We start from the raw sequence: 23,086 nt of genomic DNA on the forward strand, positions 1-23,086 counted from the left end.
CGCTTTCGTCGAGCGATGGGGCCTCAACCCGCCACACCCCCCACCCGATACCTCCCCGGCGCGACCCCATACACCTCCTTGAACCGCTTCGAAAAAGCCGCTTCCGACTGATACCCCACCTCAGCCGCAACATCCGCGATGCTCTTCGTCGTGCGCGCGAGCATCGTGCTTGCAAGCTGCATCCGCACATGACTCAGCAGCGCGAGCGGCGATGTATCCGAATGCGCCGAGAACGCGCGCATGAACGTGGCGCGCGACATCGCCGCTTCCTTCGCCAGCATCTCGACGGTCCACGGTTCGGCGGGGCGTTCGAGCATCGCAATCACCGCTGCGCCCAATCGCCGGTTCGCCAGCAGCCCGAGCACGCCCGCGAGCGTCGGCTGCCCCGCGAGCCACGCGCGAAGCAGCATCGTGAAAAGCGCAGTGGAAAGCGCCGCCACGATCGACGGTGCGCCAAGTCCGGCTTCCTCCGCTTCGCGCCGCATTGCGCCGACGAGCGGCGCAAGATAAGGCGCCGAATCGCTCGTGAACGATACGTGCACGAAATCGGGCAATACATCGATCAACAGCGCGCGCGGCGTATACAGAAAGCGTCCGCATAGCAGATCCAGCGAAGCCCCCTGCTCGCCGCAATTGCTTCGCACGGTGACCGCGCCGTTGTCGCGCGCCTGCATCGGGCCGGAACCGGCGTGCGCGTTTGCATGGATGGAAAGCACGTGTGCATCGCCGCGAGGCAGAAACAGGATATCGCCCGCCTCCAGCGCGACCGGCGCATGACCCTCGCGCAACACGCGGCATGCGCCGCTCAACACCACGTGATAAACCGCTTCGCCAGTGGGCGCGGGCGCATGGTCGAGCTCCAGCGGGCCGCTCAGCAGACAGCGCAAATCGAGCGTGCCCGAAAGATGCGCCAGCTGAATCAAACGGTCGAGAGCGTCCATATCGTCACAGCGATGTCATTTGGAATCCGCGCTCGCCCACTCGTCGGCGACAACGACCTTCCTGTTCGTCAGCGAATCCGACACGCGTGACATCAACGCGCGCAGCCAGGCGATATCCGTCGATTCATCCGGCTGCGGCTGCGAAAGCTGATAGCACTTGATGCGCGGGAACGGCACCGGCGAATCGAGCACGGCGAGCGGCAGCATCGCCGCATAATGCTGCGCGAACCGGCGCGGCGCGGTGAAGATCAGGTCCGACTGGAGCAGCACTTGCGGCACGAGCCCGAAGTACGGAATGGTCGTGACGATGCGACGCCGGATGCCCGCCCGCGCCAGGCCGATATCGATCGGATGACGCTTCGCGCCGCTATACGGCGTCGGCGCGAGATGCGCGGCGAGCGCATAACGTTCGACAGTCAGCGGCTCGCGCGCAAGCGGATGATTCGCGCGCATCAGGCAGACGAAGACATCGGCGAAAAGGTCGTGGCGTTCGAAACGCGGTTCGGGCTTCGTCCAGTTCGCGACCATCAGGTCAATCTCGCCTTCGTCGAGCGCGCGCTCGTGATCGCGCATCGGGTTCAGCGATTCGATCTCCAGCCGCGCATTCGGCGCGGCCTCGCGGAAGGCGGCGACGAGCGTCGGCATGAAGAAATCGTTCAGGTAATCCGGCGCGGCGATGCGAAAAGTGCGGCGAGAACTGGCGGCATCGAAATCGCCGTGCGGCGTCGCGACGAACTCGACCTCGCGCAACGCGCGCTGCGCCGGAGCGAGCAGCGTCTCGCCGTATTCGGTCGGCACCATGCCTTGCTTGCCGCGCACGAGGATCGGATCGCCCAGAATCTCGCGCAGACGGCGCAGCGCGGTGCTGATCGCCGGCTGCGTCTGATTCAGCCGCTGCGCGGTCTGCGTGACGCTGCGCTCCAGCAGCAGCGTGCGCAACACGCGGATGAGCCAGATGTCGAGGGAATCGGCGGGATCGTTCATGGCTTGGGGCAAGAGACCGGAAGGCGCGGCGCGCGCATCGTCATCACGCGCGCCACGCCGCAACCGAAGTTAACCGCGTTCCGATTTTTGACGCCATAGCGCACGCCCTATGCGCGGCATCGGCCGATTGCGTCGCTCGGCGCGCCCTATGCCCCGATTTCGGCCGCGTTGCCGAAGTCCGCTTCCTTCGGCGCCATCGGCAGATTGCTGATGCGCTTCACTTCCGCGGCGTCGAGCCAGTTCGGCGAACGTGCGACGTACAGCACCATCGGCAAGGTGTCTTCGCCCCAGAAAATCTGATCGTTGACGATGAACGTCGGCACGCCGAACACGCCCATCGCGACGGCGCGGTCGTTGTTGTCGCGCAGCTTCGCCTTGAGGTCTTCATCGTCGATGCGCGATTCCGCCTCCGGCATGCCGACGTGCGCGCACAGCGCGTGAAAGCCTTCCGGCGTCGACGGATCGCGTCCTTCGCGCCAGATGAAGCGAAAGATGTTGCGCACGACGGTGATATCGCTGTCCGCGAGCACCGCGAGCCGCAGCGCCTTGGCCGGATCGAACGGATGCGCGGGCGGCATCCGGAACGGAATGCCCAGCTGTTCGGCGCGAAAGAGCGCGTGCCGGTACGTAAAGACGCGCTTCGACGGAATGGTTGCGGCGTGCGGCTGCTTCCAGCGGTCGAGCAGCTTGAGCAGCTGCACGGGCACGAACTCGAACGGGATGTCGGGCCACTTCTCGTGTTGCTCGAGGAGCAGGTACGAGAACGGCGAGATGAAATCGAAGAAAAAGTACGGCCGACCGTCAGTGGTCGAATGCGGGGCACTCATGTCGTTTCTCCTTGCTTTTTGCGCGCCTGGCGCTGGCCTCGTCGCCTGCTGCCGCTCATCGCCGCTCATCGTCCGATCGTGCGGGTGTCGCGAGCTTCGGCCAGCTTCGTCAGGCGCGGGCGTCGTGTCCTGCATTCTTCGTGGCCAAAAAAGCGCCGCGTGTCCTTCCGGCCGCGTGCACTTTCCACGGCCGAATGATTCGATATTACGTGCTGCCTTGCTCCGTGTCTGCACGCGAAGCAGCCCTCGACGCGGCAAGACGCTCGCGCGGCTGGCCAGCATGGGCATCCGCGTCCGCATCTGTGTCGCTCGCGGCGATGGCCGCGTGCGCGAGCCGCGCGCGGACGAAGCCGATGTGTTCCCGCAGCACATAGAACTGATCGGCGAACGCGAGCGGCATCTTCATCCGGTTGACCGCCGATTCGATCGCGTCGATGCGGTCGAGCAGGGCGTCGCGCTGGGCGGTGTCGGGGCCGCTGATCGCTTCCCGTTCGATTGCAATCAGCGCGCCATACCAGCGATAGATGCGCGATTTGACGCGCCACCGGTAGAGACCCGGCACGAGCCGCAGCGCCGGAATCAGCACGACGATCAGCGGCACCAGCACGACCAGCACGCGATCCGCGAGGCTCGCGACCCAGAACGGCAGCGTGCGATACAGGAAACTCTTGCCCGACTTGTAATAACGCTCGGCGTTGTCGCTGATGCGGAATTCGTGGACGAGCGGCGCGGGAAACTCGTTGGCCCGTTGCAGCAAGCCCGCGCGGCTGTGGACCTCGCGTGCGGCCTCGATCAGCAGGTCCGACAGCGCGGGATGCAGACTGTCGCGCGCAACCAGCTCTGCGGTCGGCGCGACCATGTGAACCGGATGCGGCGGCAGGTTCGCCGCGAGATCGAACGCGCCCATCGGCAATTCGATTTCGGTCAAGTACGGGAAGCGGCGCGCGTAGGCATCGGCCTGGGAGAAATCCATGAAGCGGATGCCGGACGTGCGCAGGAGCTTGGCCATCGTCGGCGGCTGGGCGGAATCGCCGGTCAGGAAGACGGCGTCGATCTGGCCGTCTTCCAGCGCCTTGGCGGCCGTGTCGCCGGCGAGCGGAAGCAGCGGCGTATCGCCGCCCGGCTGAATGCCGTTCGCCTTCAGCAGCGTCAGCGCGAGCAGCCTCGTGCCGCTGCCCTCCGCGCCGATCGCGAGGCGCTTGCCTTTCAGTTCCGATAATCGCGATACCGGCGCACCGCGATAAAACACCGCGAGCGGCACATACGACACGCTGCCGAGCGATTCGAGATCGTCGTGCGTGGCGCCCGGCTTCGTCATGCCGCCCTGCACGAAAGCCACATCGATGCCGGAGTTCGGATCGGAGAGCCGCGTAAGGTTGTCGAACGAGCCTTGGGTTTCCATCACGTTGAGCGTGACGCGGTTGCGCGCGAGGATCGCCTTGTACTTCTGCGCACTGTTCCAGAACGAACTGCCCTTGGGACCGGCGGCGATGGTCAGCGCGCTCGGCGGCGCGGGCTGGATCAGGCGCACGGCGAAGTACAGCGCGACGATGCTCACGAGGACGATCGGGCCGAAAGTCATCGCCAGGTCGCGCCAGGAGATCGCGACGAAGCGCGCAACGATCTTCGGTTGCGGTCTGCGGCGGGAACTGGAAGTGGCGTCGGACGCTGCGGGTTCCTTGTGCGCGTCGGGCTGGGTCATATCGGTGCTTCGAGTCAATTTGTGCCGAGAGCTTACCCGAACGAGCGACGCGGGCGTTTCGTGCATCGCGGGTCAGCCGAATGTGACACGCGTATGGACGCGCCGGGCCCTTTGTCCACCCTTGTTGCGTCCGGCTGCTGCCAGCGGGCGCCGCGTCGTTAAAAGCTTTGCGCTAACGGCCGCGCTGGGCTAAATTGACGTTCGCCGCCGTACGATAAGAATCATTCGTCCGAAACCCGATAGTTGGGCTGTCAGGACACGCGCCGCATCGCTGGCGCAGACGCGCATCGAGCATGCGCCGTGCGGCTGGACACTCATAGACGAGCCGAGGGCCATCGAGCCCGACCGATCGGCCGAATTCGTTTCTTCGCCAGCCTCTCGCAGCACCGCATCACAGCATCGCGGCTTCTTCGCCGTGCAATCGTCAGCCAATCGGCATCGACGATTCGCGCGGCCACGATCGCCCGATGCCGTCGCCTCTTCCCGGGCGATGCGATCCGGTTTGATGTGCAAACGAGCGAAGTAGCAACTGTGCGAAGTCAACAAGCGAAACAAAAGGAGAAACCATGAAAGTTGTCGATCTGTTGAAGGCTCTGGGCGTCGTGGTCTGTGTGGCGGTGGCGTCGAGCGCCTATGCCCAGTCGAGCGATGCGGCGGCCACCACGAGCACCGAAGCCAGCGCACCGACCAAGGCGCAAAAATCCGCGACCAAGAAGACCGACCGCTCGCTCGGCTATGCCGTGCGCCGCGCGTTGTCGAAAGCGCAAGGCTTCGACGTGTCGAATGTGTACGTCCGTGCGCGCGGCGGTGCGGTCACGCTGACGGGCACGGTGCCGGAAGGCGCGCAGATCGCGCAGGCGGAAGAAGTCGCGAAGGGCGTGTCGGGCGTGACGTCGGTGTCGAACAAGCTCTCGCTGAGCGCGCAGAACGGCGGGAAATAAGCGGCGTATTCCGGCGGGCAGCCGCCGGGAAATGTCGAGCGGGCTCCGGTTTGTCGCCGGGGCCCGTTTTCGTTTGCGCTTGCGGGTTTCGTTATCGTTCGATGGATGCCGCCGCTCAGTGCGCGACCGCGGATGCCGCCTCGGCCGCCGATGCCGCGACGGGAGTGGCCGTCGCCGCTGCCTGCGCCTGGCGCTTGCTCTCGGCGGCGCCATCCGATGCCTGAATCGCCGTGGCGGCCGCGGCGGGCGCCTGCACGACGATCGGCGTCGGCGTGAGTTCGGGCGAAGTCAGCACCAGCGAAGGCACGAGCGGCTTGCTCTCGACTTCGTCGGCCGCGACGGGCGAACTGCGCGGCACCGTCTTCAGATAGTGGCCCATCAGGTTGAAGAAACGGTCGTAGAACTTGCCCGCCGGCACCGTTTCGCTCGAAATCTTCACCATTGCGTCGCTATTGGAGCGGATCGGCAGCGAAAGCGAGCCGAGCACGCTGAGGCCGACACTCGCCGACGTGTCGCTTTTCTTAAGCGCGTAGCCGTCCTGCACGGCGTTGACGTAGGCAATGCTCTGATTCGCGGTGTTCTCGCCGGGCGTGCAGACCACGTGAAAGGACACCACGGCGTGCGTGTCGGCGTTCGGCTGGAAATTCTTGGTGGCGTCGACGGTGTCGGGCTGGGCCATCGTCGTGAGGAAGCCTTGCGACAGCAGCGCGCGGCGGGCGGCTTCGCACGTTTCTTTCACGGTGGCGTCGAAATTATGCGCGTAGGGACTCACGCCAGAACTGAACAACTCCTGCTGATAGCTCGGGGTGGTGGCGGCGCGACCGCCGCAGGCGGCGAGGGCGAGTAGAGCGAGGGAGACAACGGCGAGGCGCAACGACGAGATAGGCATGGGCGGCGGCAAAAACGAAATGTGTGACAACGCAGACCCAAATTGTAGTGCCGCCGGACTGTCCGATGAAAAAGCGGAATCCGAAATCGTTGCGAAATCCGTGGCTTACAGCGAGGTGACTGGCGCGATCCCGTACTGGACGGGCGTTCGGGCGCCGTTGCAGAAAGCGAAAAAGCCCGGCGCGGGAGCCGGGCTTCGCTGGCGGCAACGGCCTGTCAATTTAGGGGCGATCGTAGATACCGGCGTTGACGATGCCAGCCGCACGGCCCGATGCGGACGCGCCTTCCGCCGCACCGCCAAAGGACGATTCCGCGACGCCTTGCTGCGCGTTCACGCGGGCCTGGGCAGCCTGGATGTTGGCGGGGTAGGTCGTGTGGTCGCTTGCCGGGTTGTAGCCTGCGCGCTCGAGTTGGACCAGCTGCGCCCGGACTTCGGCGCGGGTGATGGGGCTATTGCTCTGCGCTTGAGCCAGCGCCGGGACAACCAAAGCAGAAGCGATGACGATGGCGGGAACGATCGACTTGAACATGATGACTCTCCGTATTCCGATTCGCGGGAACGTTGCAGTCGGGAGGGTGTCTCTCCACTGCTTCGTCGTTGAGAGGCAGTGTAAGCCGGTTGCGTCTCAGTACAAACCCTGATGCGACGAAATCAGTTTTGTCGGATTGACATTAATCGTGTCAATCGGAAGCTGCCATTCGATTGAAATCGCCTTCGCGCGCGCCTCCGACGTGCTCCCTTGGGATTTTCCGCTGTCGGTTTACCCTGACTTCTTTGAGCACTCAGTCCAGTTAAGTATCGGCGGCAACGCCTTAAAGTCGGGCGATCCGGAAGCAAACCGCGCAGCGGAACTGCTTATTCAACATTCGCTGCTCGGTGGGGGCGCACGTCGGCTTACCTTACCGTTGACGAGTGTCGTCGACCCCTGCCGACCGTCGGATCGTCGCGATGTGTACGGCAGGCACCAGAGTGAAGTGGAGATATCAAACCTTCAGCACGGGTCCGTCTTTCGGATCAGCGACTCACACTTTCAAGGTGGGACGGCCGTTCCTTTTTTTTTACGGCTGCCGACAGGCCCTCGTCAGCCGTAGCCGACGCTCACCGTTCAGCCGACGTGCGGCTGCTGCACCTCCCTTTGCTGACTTGGCGAGGCGGCACAGTTGCATGTCAAGCTTTCCCTTGCGCAACGTCAACATTTAGGTTGCTTTTCGACGGCTTTGAGCGCATGGTGAAAAGATCCAGATGCACCTGACCGCCCATTTTCGCATCCGGACAGGTATCGGTTCCTGACGGTCACGATCGCTTAAGGAGCGCGCCATCATGACCATCCCTACTATTGAATACAGAGGGTACGAGCTAGGTGCTTACTCTCACCAGGTATTCCCCTTGCATCGTGATCCGTATGCCAAAGGACCAAGGCAGTTCTCATCGTTCGTAAGGATAGACACCATTCCGTCCAGCGAAGCTAAGGCTCGGCGCTATGCAACGTTGTTCGATGTGGTAAGTCCCGCCACCATGGGCGCTGCCATCGACCTTGCGATGCAATACGGCAAAGACATCGTCGATGGCAAGGTTAAGGCTACCGAACTATGACAGACCGAACGCGAGTCACCCCGCAACGGAGAGGGCAGGTCATGCAATATCCGCTTTATGTGCACCGTGATGGATTCGCCGGCTTTCGCGCCAGTTTTCCCGACCTTCCACGAGCAGTTGCGCACGGCCATTCATTCGATGAACTCAAACGCAACGCGCAAGAGGTCGTTGAGCTGATGTATGACCGCAGCGAGCAACTCATACCCGCTCCCACCTGCAGTACATCGGAATTGCAATCACTTGACATGGACGATGGGCAAGGGATCTGGATGTTCATCGAGATCAATCTGACGCGGGTTACCTCCAAAGCTGTGAGCGTTCAATTCAGTTTGCCTGAGAGTCTGATGCAGAGAGTCGATGCTGCAACAAAAGAGCGACACTCGACGCGCTCTACATTCTTTACGCTGGCTGCTGTGCACGAACTCGGAAACGGGGGCGAAGGGCAATTGTCCTAGATTTCAGTCTTCGGTTGGCATTCGCGGACCGCTTACATCGCGCGCCACGAGCGCGTCATTATTCGAAACGTGTCGCGTCGTCCCTGCTATCGGGGGCGATGCCGACCGCCTGTTGGCGAACCCGTTCTCCCGTAGCAGGAGTGAATCATGATTGATGACCAGGTAAATGCCGAAGAACTGGCAGAAAGCAGGAAACAGAGAGATGCCGCGGCGGATGCGACGGATGATGGCATGCCGGTGGCCCCCGAAGAAGAAAAGCGGGTCGCCGACGGGAGTCAGTGCAGAGGTCCGAAGCAATGGGTGAGGCAAGCAAGGAATTTGGTGGGTGCGGGAAGCAGCTTTATGCGACCTTGAACGTGGAAGAATCTGCGAAGCGGCGGTTTTTTCCGGCGGCGCTGCATCGTCCCGGTAGAAGAATCATAAAGGGGCTTTGATGTCAGGTCTGCTGGAGCAGGGAGAAGCCGCGGACTTGATCCCGAAGATGGGGCGTGCTCTTTTGCGAGCCGGCACGACTGAAGCCGTCATTTGAAGCTTTTAGCAGGCGGAACCGTTGCTGTTACTCTGGCAAGAGCGCTTTTGGCCCGAAGTTCGATCCAGCGGCGCCCTTGACATTGAGATCACTGACGCTTCGAAGCTTCCTTCTTCAGCTTCTTCATGTCCTTCTTCTCCTTGGGCGTTCTAGTCGCTACTTTCTTTTCCGTCTTCTTGGCGTCATGGGCTTTGCTCATGATGGCCTCCTTTATCTATATTCTGACAGTGTACGACGCGACGCCCCCCGGGAGACATGGCTCGACAAAAAACACGTCGAGGCCTTCCACCAGGCTGTCGGCGTAGCTCAGCAAACGATTTCCACAACACTAGGGCCCTCTGAGGTAGGGAAGATAGCGAGGAAAACACCAAAACTGAGTTGCAGCGCAAAGTAGCTACCGATGAGCAACGAGACAGGGCGCAGCGATGTCATCGCGAGTGCCCCTCAGTCGGGGCCGCCATGTCTCTACGGTTACACAGGACGTCTGCATCAAATGGCATCCTGCATGAGTGCAACCGAGGCCAGTCGTTGTCAAACAACGAAGGAAATTGGCATTTCCGCATCACAGCCAACATCCCGCCGGAGTGGCATCCTGTTGCCGGACAGCAAAGCGTTGACATCTATACCGCGCCGGACAGGTAAAGCCAGTCCAGCAGATCGGCCTCACCGTTCCATTCATTGCCTCCGTTTCTCAATAAAGGGACGTCAGCGGCTTATCCTCTTAGATAACAGCGGGAAGATTTCCGGCGCTTATTCCATATTCGGTCATGCGCCGGCGAATCTAGGCGATCAGGCGATCGCAGGCTTCTTCATCAAAATTGCGATGCGGTAAGCGCGGAGCAGCTCGCGAGCTCACACATGGCCTTGTTCGCGTAAGCGCATAATTATCTCAAACGTAACGCCATGGGGTCGGCCTTCAAGGCAGCATCGCTGGTAGTGGTGTCGATTGAGCTTCTACCGGGCGTTCAGACAACCGCTTCGGAAGTCTGCCTTCTGCCTGATCAAGCCAGCGTCGCAGCAGGTTCGCGTTGAGCCGATGTTCCAGCGCGACGGCCGACACCGACACGCCGGTACCCTGGCAGGCGGCAACAACGCGTGCCTTAAAGTCTTCGGTGTAGCGCCGACTACGGCGACGCGTCGGCAACGCCTCTTCTTCGAAAGTGTTCACGTGTCCGCTTATTCGCTTTAGTGGACACGATACTCCCAAGCGCTTCAACGACAATCAAGGTGAGTTGGCCAGTCGCTTACCGTTCTTCGTCAGCGAAAAGCCCCGACCTCTCGAGCGACGTCACACGACGTCCCTTTCAAGAAACCGGGGCGGTCGGCACGAATGTGTTTCTGTTACGCGTGACCTTGGGCTTGAACGCCTCTCCACCATGACAAATGGCAGTTTCCTTCAGACTTTTTGATGGGCCCGCGCTTGTCGGTGCTATTCCGTGAGGTTCTCTTTAGCCAGCCGAATGCGGTCGCCCGACGCCGGCGTATCTTCCGTCCGTTCGTTCACCTTGTGTTGTCCTTATGGCTGCGGAGCGTGCGGGCGAACGTCTTTGTGGAGTTTTGTTATCCCCGGGCCGCCTGCCGAATGGCTAAGCTGCTCGAGATCCGTTCGGTTCGGCCACGGAGCATCACCGGCGCGCCGCCCGGGAATGTCCGCAGCGGGACATCGGCTATTTCTTCATCAACGCGTGTCGCGGAAGACTGATCGTAAATACGCATCCGACGTCCGGAATTTCGCGCACGCTCAGCACGCCATCATTCAATTCGACGCTGCGACGTGCGATGGACAGGCCGAGCCCAAGCCCGGATTTATCCGCTCCAAACTGGGTGAACGGCAGAAACATCTGTTCTGCCTTGCCCGGCGGGAGACCCCCGCCATGATCCTTCACTTCAATGAGAATCTTGTCGGCGACCGCATATGCGTTCAGTGTGACATCGGAATTTGGCTGAGTAAATTTGAAGGCGTTTTGTAGGAGATTGCCGAGCGCCGAATAAAGCAGGTCGCGGTTGCCACTGATAGCGAGCCGAGGATCAACTGGCGTCACCACGAAGCGGCACCCGCATAGCTGTGCGGCTAGATCTGCCGCATGCTTCGTTTCATTGATAAAGTCCGAAAGGGAAAACAGCGTCCACTTCGCGCTATCGGTAGAGGAGATACGAGCGTCTTCAACTGAATGATCAATGAGTTTTCCCAACCCCGCTAAGCTTCGCTCGAGGACGGCGCCAGTTGCACCGAACAAAGGCAAGTTTCCAGCTTTTGCGGCGGCAAAGGCGAGATTTGCCGTGTGCAGGAAGTTTCGAAGCTCATGGGCAAAGGATCCCATGCGCTCGCTTTCCTCCATGGCGCGTTGGGAAGCTACCGTGAAATCGCGCTGATAGCCGAATTCCGTGACAGCATCGGCGATCGCGTTGTCCAGGCAGCGGTTCAACGTGCGGAACTCGTCGATGGAAAACGGCGCATCCCGTTCATGTGCCAGATCGGTAATTGCCTGGCACAAGTCTCCATAATCATGGACAACCTGGTCGACCGTGTACCCCAGGCGCAGTAACTCGTGCCCGTGCTGTGCTGCCGCCTCACCGATCTCCGAACGCTCGGCATTTCCTCCAGGCGAGCCCGACACAACGACGCTGTCTGCGGCGCGGTCTGTCTGCTCAATGCGCAACGTGTTGATGAGTTGTTCCAAAAACAGCGGAACGCCGTTTTCGAGCTGCAAGACTGACGCGCCCCGCGCGGGTCGTTGGGCCACATTGGTCCTGCATCGCGCAATCAGCTCGTCGCGGTTGTTTGCCAGAAACGTGTGAAGCACGGTGCCTCCTGCGCGATGCGCGGCACTTGGCGAAATGCGAGCTCGATGCGGTCGCTCGTTCCCGAACCGGCTGTGGTCCAGCGGGGAGCGACCGACACCCGCTGGAAACTACGAACTTTGTGTTGCCCGGTCTGTTCAGCTTTCGGCAACTAGAACGGCTGCAAACATACCTTAGCACCGGTATCACGGTAGCAGAAATGGTCAACCGGGACAAAGGAGGAGTATTGGGGACAGTCTAAATGAAGCCTGACGCGGTCACGTTCGTAACCGACTCGTCCCCTCGTCGTCCTTTCATCAATGGCGCCTATTCGCCCTAGTTGTCAAATAGCGGCTGTCTGGCCGCGCAAGTTATGATGCGGCAATGGCCTCCGGCCGGTTGGCATGTGGCTGGCCGCTTCCTTTAGCAGCTGGGGAGTGGGGCGTCTGCGCTTCAATGTCGGAGACCGCGGCGCAGATAAGCGCGGCAATCTTGTAGTGCACCATGTGTCCTGCATCCAGCTCGACATCGAGCGTGCTGTTTGGCAAGACCGCATGCAGGCGGGCGGAGTGCGATTCCGGATCGACCACCTTGTCGCCTGCGCCTGCGAAGATACGCACAGGCATGTCGATTGAAGGATAGTGATCGCGCAGTCGCGTCGCTGCGGGAATCATGAAGGCCGCGTCTTCGGATGTCGCACGAATCTGGCTCGGGCGCAACAGCATCTCACGCGGCATGCTACCGAAGAATGCTTCTGGCATAGACGCGGGCGCGAACATCGCCTGCACGGTTTTCTTCATGAGCAGGCGGCCCGCGAAGGGTGATGCGGTGTATCGGAGCACGTCGCCGACCACGGGCATCGCGGCGGGCGCTGTCATCGCTACGTCCAGACGCGCCGACGGAAAATAATAGCCCGAAACCAGAACGAGGCCCCGCACCTGCGCGGGCGAATCGACGGCGAGAGAAAGCGCAACCAGCGTACCCCACGAATGCCCAATGACTACTGGCTTATCGGCACGAAGCAGTTCGAGCGCACGCTGTAACAGGGCCGCCTGCGCTTGTGCCGTCCACAAACGATTTCTCGGACGTTCGCTATAACCGAAGCCAGGTCGATCAAACGAGATCACCCGGTGGTCCTCAGCGAGCATGCCGGTTACGCCGCTAGCCTCAAAGTCCTGAAGCAGCACGGTATTGCCATGCAGGAGCACCACGCATGGACCCCTCCCCGTGTCGGTGTAGTGCAGGCGAACGCCGTCAACATCGATGAATCGGCCGATCGGTGGGTCGTCGCGCTCTGCTTGTTTCGCCTTATATCGGTTCCAGACAGCAGCCGCGATTGCGGTGGTTGCCGCCACGGCCAGCGTGGCTACTGCGGGGGACATGGTTTTACGTTTGGGAGGAAGATAGGGCATCAAATTCTCGATGAATGTCGGGTGGTGGACAGCAATGCCGCAACTTAGACGATGGCTAGAACAACGGAGGACTGCGCTTTCCAATAAGTGTTGAAACGAAAGGGCTAGGACGTCTGAGGAGGGTCGTGCTACAACCAATCGATCGGCATGTCGCCGAGGTCTAAGCATGTGATTGCGCAACGATCATATCCGCTAGGCCGTTGCCAGGAGACTGCGACGGTCGGGCGAAGCATATTTGCGAGCTTCCATCAATCGGATGTGCGCAAAGGGCGATGTTTCAGAGACCTGGAAAAAAGGTTTCGCGACCGCGTGAAGTCGATGGAAGTCGCCTGCATTGCGGACTGGAGCGCACCAGCGCTAGCATGGGATAGCCTGTTCTAAAGCGGGTCTTGCTTCCCGTTACAGCGATACGTTTCAAACGCTGGGCCGCAGATGTTGAATCCTTCGGGTTACGCCCCCTCATCGACTGCATGGGGTCACGTGTTGACGATTGTGTTAGCCGGTGGTGAGCAGTCGCAGGCGGCGTAGCCGCCGGAGACGCCGAACAACCTGCAGCGCTGTGTCGGCGGGGCTTTAGGACGGGCTGATCGAAGCTAAGGTAGAAGCGGTCGGCTCACGTCTGGAACCCTCACAACGGACCAACAGGTTCGTCTCGACATGAACAAGCGCAAACATCATTCGGCAGGCGCCCCGGTTTTCACTTAAACCGATTTCGTCGGCGTCTTTATGATCGCGTCGTCCGCGCTTTGCGCGCCAAGCGCACGTTCTTGCTCCGCCGTCTGGAAACCGGCCGTGCCCCCACGGACATGCTCGACTTCCACGTCCGTGCCGCGCAAGGTTTCGTTGATGGTTTCCGTGCGTTCGGTCGCCTCGCGGCCGACGACGACCTCTTCGATGACGCGTGCCGTCTTGGCCACCACTACGTGCTCAGCCGTCTCCCGAATCTCCACCGAACCTTCCTTCAGATCGGCTGCCGTGGCCACGCGATCCACCGGCCGGCGCTCGATCGTCGCGTGAGCTTCGCGCAGATTCACGGTTTCGGAAACAGGCGTTTCCGTGGCACGGGAGTAGACGCGCACGCCACGGTTTGCACTTCGCGCTTGCCCACCTCGAGCGATTCACGCGTCACTGCGAACGCCTTGCGATCCGCCGCGACTTCATCCGGTGTGTAAGCCTTGGCGGTGGAGTCGAAGCCTGCATAGCCATTGCTTTTCCATTGCGCGACGCGGTCATCGATATCTACGGCGCCCGCTCCATGCAGTGTCGAGCGCACCAGTCTAACCTGCGCTTCATCGACCATCGTGACGGTGAGCAATGCGCCGCCGCGTCGGACGGCTTCCTGATAGTCGCCCACCTCGTCCGGCCGATCATCTGCGCCGAACATATTGCTGAAGAAATGTTCGATCTTGCCGAACACGCCGACTTCGTCCGCCGTCGCGCTCGACGTTCGCGTATCGATCACCGTGCGCTCGCCGGGCATGTCTGCTTGCCCGGTGGCGTGCACCTCCATATCGGCGCGGTCAAAACCGCCTTGGACGAGGCGCGCGACAGCGGTCTCAGCATCTTTAAACGAGTCGAATATACCTACGATTGCCTGAGTCATGCGTAGCTCCGAATATATGTTGGCGGCCTGACGGCCGGCCAGAAATTGACATCTATACAGCGGGATTTGAAGCGGACTCGCCCACGCCTGAGGACGGTGTCGCGGGATCTGCGATCCCGTCTCCAGCTGATCCGACTCGTCTTTCGATGACGACTTCCTGACGTTTCGCCTCGGCGACGTGGACGTCGGACGTGATGGAGACAACCGTCGCGGTACGCAGCTCTTCCCTGAGCGTCAGCCGGAGGTCGGTCACCGGCACGTACTCGCAGACGGGCACGATCAAGCCGTCGTCCTCTTTACGCGGGGCGAACTCGGCGTCGACGAATTTTTTGACTGCAACACCTTCGGTCTGCGCGGCAGCGCTGTGCAACAGAACGGGAAGCTCACGCAGTTCGGTGTGGGGATGGTGCGAACGCGACCCGCGCCGGTTTCCTGTTCGTGGGCCGAGAGGGCTAGCCGTTGCTCGCTAGCGGTCAGCGTAGCCGACTCGCTAGCGAGTTCTGGTGTAGGTGCAGCGTCACTTGCTCATATCCGTGCTCCGGTTCGCGAGGCGCATCGCTCAGTGCACAGGACGGCTGCGCGGTACGGTACGGTCACTCGAGCGGAGGGCATCGTCCTCGTAGGCAGCACCGCCGGCGTCCTCGACCGGCGGCTGATGACGAAAGCCCGCTCCACCCGAAACCAGGGCGATGATCGCGCCGACCACGAGTGCCGCGAATGAGAACCATGAGGCACGGGCAACGCCGCGCGCTGCCGTGTCGGCGGCCTGGCGCGTATCCGCTTCAGCCTGAGGACTGGAGGCCATGGCGGTCGCCGAGGCCATCGCGCCCTGAACCTGGGCCTTGAGCGAACCCATACTCGTTCCACTGGCGGCGGACGGATTCGCAGCGGCGGTTACCGTCGCGCCTGTCGATGCAATATTGCCCGCGGTGTTGACGGCGCTGCCAACGAGCGACGTTGCACCGTAAGCCATCACGATGATCATGACTGCCCAGGCGAGGAGGCCGTGAAGCCAGCCCAACACCGGCGCGCAACGGCCGGCGAAGTACGAACCGATGAAGACAGCGATAACCGTCATCGCGATCATGTAGGCGCCCGAACCGAACGCGAAGCCGCGCGTGGGATCGGGCTGAGTGAGCGGCGACAGGACCGACGCCCCGATAGCCGTTCCGAGCACCGTGAGAATGAGGTAAGCGATCAGGGACAGGATGACCCCGGCGATGACGGCACCCCAGGAGATGCGGGGAAGACCGTCTTGGGTAGTGAGCAGGCGCATGTTCGAATCCATAACGTTAGGACCCCGAAAGTAATTGTGTTCTCGGAGGTGGTGCTGAGGTTTGATAGCGCAACGGCTATACCCAGGGGCGAAGCGGATAGAGCGAAGCATATTCCGCACGTCCGTTGCCCGGCTGAACGCAATTAAGCGAGATCCACTCAATGTATGAGTGCGATAAGTTTAAATACCGTGGGCGCTACGGCGACGGATGCACTTGAAAGAATTCGAGCAGGGCGAAGTTTCCAGTAGCTGAACTGGCGGCCACGCGAGGTTCGCTGCGCATTGTCGACCGGCGTCTGGCATACAAAACCCGCTCGAAAGCGGGTCCTTCCTTGTTGCCGCAATGGGTCCTGCTGGAACGAGCAGACCCACGGATTCAATGCTTCTGATTCGGCTTGTTCACCGACTGGATGGCCGTATCCGCGCCGGTCTTCACGGCATTGCCAGCGGCCGAGACGTTTGACTGGGTTTCCTTGGCGAGTGAATCCGCCGCGTTCGCTGTGGCATCTAACGAGGCCGAGGTTGCTTGCTTCAAGTTTGTCTCCACAGCCGCAGCAGCCTTCTCGGACGCCGCGGATGCGTTCTCGACCGCAGTCTTGAAGACCTCGTTGACTTGACCGCCATAGGAAGCGACCTGGCTTTGCGCCTCGCGCACCACGTCCTCACCGGTCGCCGAGACAATTGCATAAAAATGTCGACTATACGATGCCGATTTTTCCTGAAACTGCTTGAGCAAATTCGATTGCCATTCGCTCGCGTCGCTCTCGTTCTCAGGCGCTAATTTAGCTTCACCCACATTTTCGGAAATGAGCGTTCTAACCGTTTGCACGTTCAATTGTGTCAGCTTTTGAAAACCGTCCATATATTTATCGGTAAGGCTCATCCAGCCCTGGAATTTGGCTTTTTGAAACGCCGCTACTTGTTGGGGGGAAATCAAGAACATGGAATATTCCGTAGAAATTTAGACAGGGTTTGAATCCGAGGCACGCGGGGAGTTTTTTGTTGCCGCACAGTGAAATTCATGCTACAGCATTAAATTGGAGCGTCAAGCGTTATTTCATTTAACCTGGAATCAGATTGCCCGCTCGTATTTTTTACGCCGCCCCAATTCGGTAATTCCCTGAAGGACTGGGCACAGGTATAAACGACCTATTCAATTTTCTAGCACGCCGCCTGATTGAGTCGCATATCGTGCGTCGGCGACGGCGTCGAAGAAACGCATCATCTCGCGCGCAGCGTGTGGTCCACGGGCATCGGTATGCGTGGCGTTCGAATCGCCGCCCGACCAGGCGTGCCCAAGCCCGTGAATCACCCACTGCTCGCCGAAAACCTCGCCGCCACCATGACAAAACGTATTGCGGGTAAAGGAATATCCGTCCTCGACTTGTCCAAGCTCGGTCGTAACCGATGCGCACGCGTCATTGGTGCCCACCATCAGGCCCTGATGCATCTCCATGAGGACCTCGGCGTTTTGCGGATGCACCGTAGTGTCCTGATCGCCATGAAAGACGATAAGCGGCACCGCGCGACGCAAGCCTATCGCATCTCGTGCGGCGCTAAGTTGGGCCGCGGAGTTGCCCATCGTCATCGCGGACACCGCCGAAAAAGCTTCGTCAGCGACGCCGAACGCTAGCCCGGAATGAATTCCAGCCGCCGCGTAAAGATCGGGATGTGCGACCGCAAGATTGACGGCCATCGCGGCGCCGGCCGACATTCCGGCGATAAAAACCCGCGTCGGGTCGATCTCGTAAGATGCCATCACCTCGCGCGTGATGGCTGCGATGATGGAGGCTTCGCCGGAATCGCGGATCCGATCTGTCGGCCGAAACCAGTTCCAGCATCGAAACATATTGGCACTCGTCCCCTGCTCGGGGTACACGACGATATAACCGCCGCTTTCAGCGGCCAGATTCATTTCGGTGCCAAGTGCAAAGTCGTCGGCGTCCTGGCCTGCGCCGTGAAGCATGACGATCAACGATGTGGCTGCGCCGTGATAGCTCGATGGCACGTATACCTTGAATTCATGCGCACCTGTCGGGTGAGAAAATCGACCGGAGAGCCATTGCGGGCCGGATTGCAGCGCGCGTTCCGTTTTATTCCCTGATTTCGACGAGTCGGAATCGAGGTTCGATTCTTCTGCGAAATCGTCATTAGAAACTGTGGATACAAATAGCCCCTTTCTCGGGGATGACAAGCTTCCGACGGGCGGATGACTAGAACTGCTTCTTACGGTTGCTGCGTTGATATTTTTCATTAGACGCTCTTGAATAGAAATGACATCGGCATGTGTCAAGCGTGGATCGGATACGGGCGTGTCAGGGGGCGGCCAGCGGAACTCGAATGGCCTATCTTCCGACGAGGGCAAACTTTGAAAAATTAGGGTGGTGGGGACAAACAAATACGATTAGCGCCGTTGATCAAGATTTGTAATTGGGCGCTTCGATTTCATCTTACTCGCGTTTACCCTCAAGACGAAGGCCAACATAAATAGTTACGAGTGTCGGTACCGCAAGATTTCCATATACCGGGCGAGAGCAAGCATGCGGTCATCGTTTCCGGCAACTGCGGCGACCGCACTGATTACTGAGGAACGGAAAGTCATGAAGAACAGCCGATTCACGGAAGAACAGATGGTCACGATGCTCCGCGAGACGACAAAACGTCGGTCGTGGAGATGGCCACGAACTACTCAATAAATTGGTAGTAGCGGTCCGAACGTTCCGGCACGTGGTTTTTGAGTACGCGTGGTGGGGCATGCATGGACCTATCCCAATGGTTGCGTAGACCATCCGATGCTGGCGCTCATGTTAGCCTCCGAAGACAAAAGGGGGGCGTTCATGTACCGAACGATCGCGTACCGCGCCTTCGAGATTCAGATCGAACGGACTTCGGCTGCTGACGAGGACACCTTTGACGTGACGTTTCAGATAAAAGGCGCACAAACCTCGAAGTGCTCGGTGCTCGATGCTCGGTGCGCGGGGAGGCAGCATCCCCTTGCTCACTAGTTCGTCGGTTCGTCGCGTGTGCCTTTCGTCATATTCGCGTCGGCCGTTACGTTTCTCGCCAATCACCAGACGGCCCTTGAGGTCTTTGTTCGCTTCACAAAGACGAGCTACTCCGTCGCTCTTGCCGGGTCATCCGGCCAAGTGGGGTATGCCGATGTGGGCGAGATCCACCGCGTGTTGCCAACTTCGTACAAATGCACCCGACAGTCAATGTAAATCAGCGCTCACTCCTGATCGCATTGCACCTCGAAGTGCGTCAGCACGGCGGGCCCGAAAGCATTACTGATCGCGACGTCGGCGGCGTCGCGGCCGTATGCCATCAACACGCGCCCGATTCGCGGCGCGTTGTTTCGCGGGTCGAAGATCTCCCATCTGTCACCCACGTAGGCTTCGAACCATCCGGCGAAATCCATCGGTGCAGTAACGGGCGGCAAGCCCACGTCGCTGATATAGCCGGTGCAGTAACGCGCCGGAATATTCATCGCACGGCATAGTGTCACGCCTAGATGCGCGAAGTCACGGCATACGCCCTTACGTTCGCGATAGACGTCCCACGCGGTTTTCGTTGGTCGCGCTTCCCCGTAGTCGAATTCAATGTGTCGATGCACGAAATCGCAGATGGCGAGCACTGTGGGCAACCCCGGCGCGCATTGGCCGAAAAGCTGCCATGCGGTCTCGACTAGCAGGTCCGTTTCGCAATAGCGGCTGCCCAGCAGGAAAACCAGAGTGTCGTCGGGCAACTGCTCCACCGGGCGTCCCCACCCGCCGCCAGAGCGGGTTTCCATCGCGCTCGAAACACTCAGCAGGGCAGTCGTACGCAGTCTCAGACGCCCGACGGGCGCGACGATCCGGCTGCACAGGTTGCCGAACAGATCACGGTACTGCCAAATCGGCACCGGGGGATCGGCGACAAGTAGATCCGCAACGATAATGTCCTTCGCATGCGAGAAATGCGTGTTTAACATCAGCATCATCGGTGTGGGCTGGCAGCACTCGTACGACAGTTCGTATCCGACGCGAAGCTTCATGATTCCTCCTGAGTTCACCCAATCCGAGGCGCGCCAATGCCATAAGTCGAAAGTCACCTACCCGAGAGAACGCGGAATACCTCAACCGACTGGCCCCAGCAAAAAGTCGATCGCGGCCTGGCCGGCTATTCTGCCGCCAGGTAAGCCCAGCGCTCAGTGAAGGGATCGTTGCACGGCGCAATGCGGCCTCCCGTACACCGAGCACTTCAATGTTGGTGCCGCCCCTTATCTGGAAAGACATGTTAAACGTGTCCTCCGCGGCCGGCGTCAATTACATGAGCTCAAAGCCACGGTAGTCGATCGTTCGGTGCATGAAAACCTCCAGCCATCCGCGCCTTTTTCGACGGGCTGGTTCCTTCGTTTTTTTATGTGTCGGACAGACGTTATGCTATCCGCGTCCCGCTCTTATGTCCGTTTCTTGATTCACTGTCTTGTGTGCGGTTCATTGAAACGGCGCGGTAGTTGACCCGCCACGAAGACGGCCACGCTCGAAGGGGATCGGTGACTCGCCAGACAATAAAAGACCGAGGCTGCCGCCCGGTGACGGATCGGCCAACGTCGCCCATCCTCGACGCTTGCAATATTTCTCTAGTGCGACTCAATGGGGGTTGGATTCGGCGTAGTCCGTTAGGATGCGTGCCTGGTCGGTATCGCCGATGGGAGGGAACAATTGTATCGAGCATTCGTGCAACCGTTAAAACAGCATGGCCGTGCCGCGGAGGCGAGTTGCAGTGGCGCAGTCAGCGTAAACAGACGCCAGATTATCGGCACAGCAGTTGCTGATTGTTTAGTCTTACATACCAATCTAAGCGGCCTCCTGTGAAGCGAAATATGGCTGCGCGCGCAGCGACGATTCGCGCTGTTTAGCGCTTTCTCGCACACCTTTGCTCAAGCGCAAGCTGCCAGTGCGACGCAAATCAACGACCTTTCTCTCGTCGACGAGGCGTTCGTCCAGGCCGCATCCGAATCGAGCTCGACCGAAATCGATACGGCGAAAAGCGCCACGAAGCAGTCTCAGGACAAGGATGTTAAAGACTTCGCCCATCAAATGATGGTGGATCACACCAAGCTCATGGTTCAGCTCAGAATGGCGGCGCCGCACGGCGTCAAGGTTCCAAAAGACAATTCGTATCACGCAGTGCTCGACGCGCTCAGACCGTTGAAAGGGAAGGCATTCGCCCTGCCTATATCAAGGCCGTTGATGTCGAAGGACATCAAAGGCGGTCGCAGCCTTTCAGAAGGAAGCACAAGAGGGACGGAATGGTGATCTAAAAAATGCGGCCACAAAGGCGCTGCCGACGATCCGCATCATCTCGAGATGGCGCAAGCGCGGGCGGCAAAGAAAGGGGTGAAGTAGCGACCCCATGATTGGTGTGTTCCCGAATCCCGCTACAGCTCGCTCTTGTACATGGTGCAGGTCTCGGACCGCGGGGCATATCAATTGCTCATTCTGTCATATATGGGCCCAAGACGAATGTTGCAGGCGCTCGCAGCAAGCAAAGGTTCCAATGCGGGGTTACACCGGAACACGTCTAGGCGCGGGAGACGTAGCCCGGTGCTTTCGGCGAGAGGAATAAAGGGGGCCTGTGATGCACGCTCGCTGAAAGCGGGCCGCTAGAAACCAACCGGAGAAAATTCATGGCTGCAAAATCCTTAAATGACTTGTTCGTGCACGCCCTGTCGGACGTCTACAGTGCAGAGAAACAGCTGACTAAGGCGCTTCCCAAGCTCGCCCGAGCTGCAACCAATCCTGATCTTTCCGCTGCCTTCAAGGCCCATCTTGAAGAAACACAGGGGCAGATTGAGCGAATTGACCGGGTGGTGGAAAGCACTGACATCAAACTCAAGCGCGTAAAGTGCGTTGCTATGGAGGGGCTCGTTGAGGAGGGGCAGGAGCACATTGAAGAGATCGAGCAGGGGCCCATCCGCGACGCGGCCTTGATCGCAGCTGCGCAGAAAGTGGAGCACTACGAGATCGCCACCTATGGGACATTGGCGGCGCTTGCAAAAAAGCTAGGCTACACCGACGCGATGAATCTGCTGCTTGAAACGCTGAAAGAAGAGAAGGCAACGGACGAAAAACTGACGTTGTTGGCCGAGCAACAAGTGTCCGAAGAAGAGGCCGGAACGTCGGCCCTGAACCGCGCTGGAAAGCAGAGCGTGAAGTAACGACATCTGTGCCGCGGCTGGCCTATTCGCCGCGGCTGATTAAGGGCTGCGTCGCGCCCCCTTATGCCGCACACCGCGGAACGAAACCGTCGGACAGGTGACCTGCCTGGCGATTTTCGGACCAGTTGAAACTTGAGAGAATGGCTTCCAGCGGAGGAATGGAAGTCATGAAGAATAGCCGATTTACCGAAGAACAGATTGTCACCATGCTGCGCGAGGCGGACAAGACGTCGGTCGCAGAGGTGGCCAAGAAGCACGGGATTAGCGAGCAGACGTTGTATAACTGGCGTCAACATTTCGGCGGCATGGAGGCTGCGGATGTGAAGCGCCTCAAGCAGCTCGAGCAGGAAAACGCGCCACTGAAGAAGATGGTGGCAGAGCGTGACCTGGAGCTCGATGTAATGAGGGAGGTCAACGCAAAAAAGTGGTGAGCGCGCCCGCTCGCCGCCTGCAGGTTGCCTACGCGAGAGCGCGAGGCCTGTTGGAGCGGCGTGCGTGCGCGCTGATGTCGGTCGCGAGGTCGCGTTGCATTACCAGTCGAAGTTGGCCGAGCATGACGCCCGGTGCGGGCGGCGATGCGTGTTTTGTCGGCGCAGTGACGGTAACCATAGCGCGGATACCATCCGGATTTTTTGGATCGAAAAGGCCATCCGATGAGTGCAGACCGGGCTGGCGGCTGTGGCGGCTCGCGGGACTGCAGGTGCCGCGCAAACGCCCGCGGCGCTGCGTGTCGACGCATCGACCCCGGCCTCAGCCAGCTACGGCAGCACGACATGTCTGGGCGTATGACTTCGTGTTCGATGCCTGCGCCAACGGTCAGCAGTTGAAGTGTCTGACTGTGATCGACGAATACACGCGCGAATGCCTGGCCATCGATGTGGCGGGGTCGATTCGCTCCGGACGGGTGATCGAAGTGCTGTTGTCATCGGCACTTGTAAACTGATACACGGT

General features: G+C 60.1%; 21 protein-coding genes and 2 pseudogenes. 7 read left to right on the plus strand and 16 right to left on the minus strand.

From position 1 onward, the window contains the following. Positions 1 to 23 precede the first annotated feature (23 nt). From BG57_RS21635 to BG57_RS21650, 4 genes are all read right to left on the minus strand, one after another. Entirely contained in the window at positions 24 to 941 is a 918-nt protein-coding gene (locus BG57_RS21635; protein ID WP_035967920.1) for an AraC family transcriptional regulator, read from the minus strand. 15 nt (positions 942 to 956) lie between these two features. Next, the gene (locus BG57_RS21640) at positions 957 to 1,925 is read right to left on the minus strand and encodes a LysR family transcriptional regulator (RefSeq protein WP_035967943.1); all 969 of its coding nucleotides are present in this window, start codon (positions 1,923 to 1,925) and stop codon (positions 957 to 959) included. 146 nt (positions 1,926 to 2,071) lie between these two features. Beyond that, positions 2,072 to 2,752 (minus strand): 2-hydroxychromene-2-carboxylate isomerase, encoded by a 681-nt coding sequence (locus BG57_RS21645; RefSeq protein ID WP_035967921.1) that lies wholly within the window; start codon positions 2,750 to 2,752, stop codon positions 2,072 to 2,074. A 205-nt stretch (positions 2,753 to 2,957) separates the two neighbouring features. Further along, complete coding sequence (locus BG57_RS21650; RefSeq protein WP_035967922.1) at positions 2,958 to 4,454, minus strand: TAXI family TRAP transporter solute-binding subunit; 1,497 nt, start codon at positions 4,452 to 4,454, stop codon at positions 2,958 to 2,960. A gap of 566 nt (positions 4,455 to 5,020) precedes the next feature. On the opposite strand from BG57_RS21650, the gene BG57_RS21655 reads away from it, so the two are divergent. Then, entirely contained in the window at positions 5,021 to 5,395 is a 375-nt protein-coding gene (locus BG57_RS21655) for a BON domain-containing protein (RefSeq protein ID WP_035967924.1), read from the plus strand. A 115-nt stretch (positions 5,396 to 5,510) separates the two neighbouring features. On the opposite strand, the gene BG57_RS21660 is transcribed toward BG57_RS21655, so the two are convergent. After that, the gene (locus BG57_RS21660) at positions 5,511 to 6,284 is read right to left on the minus strand and encodes a DUF2242 domain-containing protein (RefSeq protein ID WP_035967925.1); all 774 of its coding nucleotides are present in this window, start codon (positions 6,282 to 6,284) and stop codon (positions 5,511 to 5,513) included. Positions 6,285 to 6,504: 220 nt separating this feature from the next. Further along, positions 6,505 to 6,813 (minus strand): DUF4148 domain-containing protein, encoded by a 309-nt coding sequence (locus BG57_RS21665; protein ID WP_035967926.1) that lies wholly within the window; start codon positions 6,811 to 6,813, stop codon positions 6,505 to 6,507. 791 nt (positions 6,814 to 7,604) lie between these two features. On the opposite strand from BG57_RS21665, the gene BG57_RS21670 reads away from it, so the two are divergent. The 3 genes from BG57_RS21670 (at position 7,605) to BG57_RS31735 (ending at position 8,686) form a co-directional block, all read left to right on the plus strand. Next, positions 7,605 to 7,877: a hypothetical protein gene (locus BG57_RS21670; RefSeq protein WP_035967927.1), complete on the plus strand. Its 273-nt coding sequence runs from the start codon at positions 7,605 to 7,607 to the stop codon at positions 7,875 to 7,877. Positions 7,878 to 7,918: 41 nt separating this feature from the next. Then, entirely contained in the window at positions 7,919 to 8,332 is a 414-nt protein-coding gene (locus tag BG57_RS21675) for a type II toxin-antitoxin system HicB family antitoxin (RefSeq protein ID WP_035967944.1), read from the plus strand. Positions 8,333 to 8,479: 147 nt separating this feature from the next. Then, positions 8,480 to 8,686, plus strand: a complete 207-nt coding sequence (locus BG57_RS31735) for a hypothetical protein (RefSeq protein ID WP_075583180.1) — start codon at positions 8,480 to 8,482, stop codon at positions 8,684 to 8,686. A 1,091-nt stretch (positions 8,687 to 9,777) separates the two neighbouring features. Here BG57_RS31735 and BG57_RS31740 read toward each other — a convergent pair. The 10 genes from BG57_RS31740 to BG57_RS21720 all read right to left on the minus strand — a co-directional run bounded on the left by BG57_RS31740 (position 9,778) and on the right by BG57_RS21720 (position 19,966). After that, complete coding sequence (locus BG57_RS31740; protein WP_075583181.1) at positions 9,778 to 10,029, minus strand: transposase; 252 nt, start codon at positions 10,027 to 10,029, stop codon at positions 9,778 to 9,780. 499 nt (positions 10,030 to 10,528) lie between these two features. Next, complete coding sequence (locus BG57_RS21680) at positions 10,529 to 11,665, minus strand: sensor histidine kinase (RefSeq protein WP_035967928.1); 1,137 nt, start codon at positions 11,663 to 11,665, stop codon at positions 10,529 to 10,531. 348 nt (positions 11,666 to 12,013) lie between these two features. After that, entirely contained in the window at positions 12,014 to 13,054 is a 1,041-nt protein-coding gene (locus BG57_RS21685; protein ID WP_052005926.1) for an alpha/beta fold hydrolase, read from the minus strand. A 701-nt stretch (positions 13,055 to 13,755) separates the two neighbouring features. Continuing rightward, positions 13,756 to 14,133 carry a YsnF/AvaK domain-containing protein gene (locus BG57_RS33875; RefSeq protein ID WP_229754077.1) on the minus strand — a complete coding sequence of 126 codons (378 nt, stop codon included), beginning with the start codon at positions 14,131 to 14,133 and terminating at the stop codon, positions 13,756 to 13,758. Further along, positions 14,085 to 14,471 (minus strand): hypothetical protein, encoded by a 387-nt coding sequence (locus BG57_RS33880; RefSeq protein ID WP_229754078.1) that lies wholly within the window; start codon positions 14,469 to 14,471, stop codon positions 14,085 to 14,087. The genes BG57_RS33875 and BG57_RS33880 overlap by 49 nt, the downstream gene beginning before the upstream one ends. Before the next feature lie 238 nt (positions 14,472 to 14,709). Continuing rightward, complete coding sequence (locus BG57_RS21695; RefSeq protein WP_035967929.1) at positions 14,710 to 15,027, minus strand: hypothetical protein; 318 nt, start codon at positions 15,025 to 15,027, stop codon at positions 14,710 to 14,712. 189 nt (positions 15,028 to 15,216) lie between these two features. Next, a complete protein-coding gene (locus tag BG57_RS21700) occupies positions 15,217 to 15,933 on the minus strand; it encodes a YrzE family protein (RefSeq protein ID WP_035967948.1) in 717 nt (238 codons plus the stop codon). 376 nt (positions 15,934 to 16,309) lie between these two features. Beyond that, on the minus strand, positions 16,310 to 16,876 hold the full coding sequence (phaP, locus tag BG57_RS21705) for a TIGR01841 family phasin (RefSeq protein WP_052005927.1): 567 nt from the start codon (positions 16,874 to 16,876) through the stop codon (positions 16,310 to 16,312). A gap of 210 nt (positions 16,877 to 17,086) precedes the next feature. Continuing rightward, on the minus strand, positions 17,087 to 18,187 hold the full coding sequence (locus BG57_RS21710) for an extracellular catalytic domain type 1 short-chain-length polyhydroxyalkanoate depolymerase (protein ID WP_052005928.1): 1,101 nt from the start codon (positions 18,185 to 18,187) through the stop codon (positions 17,087 to 17,089). Between the two features lie 975 nt (positions 18,188 to 19,162). Next, positions 19,163 to 19,966, minus strand: coding sequence for a transglutaminase-like domain-containing protein (locus BG57_RS21720; protein ID WP_035967930.1), 804 nt, complete (start codon positions 19,964 to 19,966; stop codon positions 19,163 to 19,165). Between the two features lie 829 nt (positions 19,967 to 20,795). Between BG57_RS21720 and BG57_RS21725 the strand changes: the two are divergent. The 3 genes and pseudogenes from BG57_RS21725 to BG57_RS21740 all read left to right on the plus strand — a co-directional run. Then, positions 20,796 to 21,323 (plus strand): annotated as a pseudogene (locus BG57_RS21725) (DUF4142 domain-containing protein). Positions 21,324 to 21,604: 281 nt separating this feature from the next. Beyond that, entirely contained in the window at positions 21,605 to 22,135 is a 531-nt protein-coding gene (locus BG57_RS21730; RefSeq protein ID WP_052005929.1) for a YciE/YciF ferroxidase family protein, read from the plus strand. Between the two features lie 167 nt (positions 22,136 to 22,302). After that, positions 22,303 to 23,054: pseudogene (locus tag BG57_RS21740) on the plus strand (transposase); the annotation flags it as partial. Between the last annotated feature and the right edge of the window lie 32 nt (positions 23,055 to 23,086).

Origin of the sequence: Caballeronia grimmiae (assembly GCF_000698555.1) — a bacterium.
Taxonomy (GTDB): Bacteria; Pseudomonadota; Gammaproteobacteria; order Burkholderiales; family Burkholderiaceae; genus Caballeronia; species Caballeronia grimmiae.

Excerpts from the sequence above, each read along its gene's own strand:
- BG57_RS21635 (WP_035967920.1), bottom strand. The coding sequence starts at position 941 with ATGGACGCTCTCGACCGTTTGATTCAGCTGGCGCATCTTTCGGGCACG.
- BG57_RS21640 (WP_035967943.1), bottom strand. The coding sequence starts at position 1,925 with ATGAACGATCCCGCCGATTCCCTCGACATCTGGCTCATCCGCGTGTTG.
- BG57_RS21645 (WP_035967921.1), bottom strand. The coding sequence starts at position 2,752 with ATGAGTGCCCCGCATTCGACCACTGACGGTCGGCCGTACTTTTTCTTC.
- BG57_RS21650 (WP_035967922.1), bottom strand. The coding sequence starts at position 4,454 with ATGACCCAGCCCGACGCGCACAAGGAACCCGCAGCGTCCGACGCCACT.
- BG57_RS21655 (WP_035967924.1), top strand. The coding sequence starts at position 5,021 with ATGAAAGTTGTCGATCTGTTGAAGGCTCTGGGCGTCGTGGTCTGTGTG.
- BG57_RS21660 (WP_035967925.1), bottom strand. The coding sequence starts at position 6,284 with ATGCCTATCTCGTCGTTGCGCCTCGCCGTTGTCTCCCTCGCTCTACTC.
- BG57_RS21665 (WP_035967926.1), bottom strand. The coding sequence starts at position 6,813 with ATGTTCAAGTCGATCGTTCCCGCCATCGTCATCGCTTCTGCTTTGGTT.
- BG57_RS21670 (WP_035967927.1), top strand. The coding sequence starts at position 7,605 with ATGACCATCCCTACTATTGAATACAGAGGGTACGAGCTAGGTGCTTAC.
- BG57_RS21675 (WP_035967944.1), top strand. The coding sequence starts at position 7,919 with ATGCAATATCCGCTTTATGTGCACCGTGATGGATTCGCCGGCTTTCGC.
- BG57_RS31735 (WP_075583180.1), top strand. The coding sequence starts at position 8,480 with ATGATTGATGACCAGGTAAATGCCGAAGAACTGGCAGAAAGCAGGAAA.
- BG57_RS21685 (WP_052005926.1), bottom strand. The coding sequence starts at position 13,054 with ATGCCCTATCTTCCTCCCAAACGTAAAACCATGTCCCCCGCAGTAGCC.
- BG57_RS21700 (WP_035967948.1), bottom strand. The coding sequence starts at position 15,933 with ATGCGCCTGCTCACTACCCAAGACGGTCTTCCCCGCATCTCCTGGGGT.
- phaP (WP_052005927.1), bottom strand. The coding sequence starts at position 16,876 with ATGTTCTTGATTTCCCCCCAACAAGTAGCGGCGTTTCAAAAAGCCAAA.
- BG57_RS21710 (WP_052005928.1), bottom strand. The coding sequence starts at position 18,187 with ATGAAAAATATCAACGCAGCAACCGTAAGAAGCAGTTCTAGTCATCCG.
- BG57_RS21720 (WP_035967930.1), bottom strand. The coding sequence starts at position 19,966 with ATGAAGCTTCGCGTCGGATACGAACTGTCGTACGAGTGCTGCCAGCCC.
- BG57_RS21730 (WP_052005929.1), top strand. The coding sequence starts at position 21,605 with ATGGCTGCAAAATCCTTAAATGACTTGTTCGTGCACGCCCTGTCGGAC.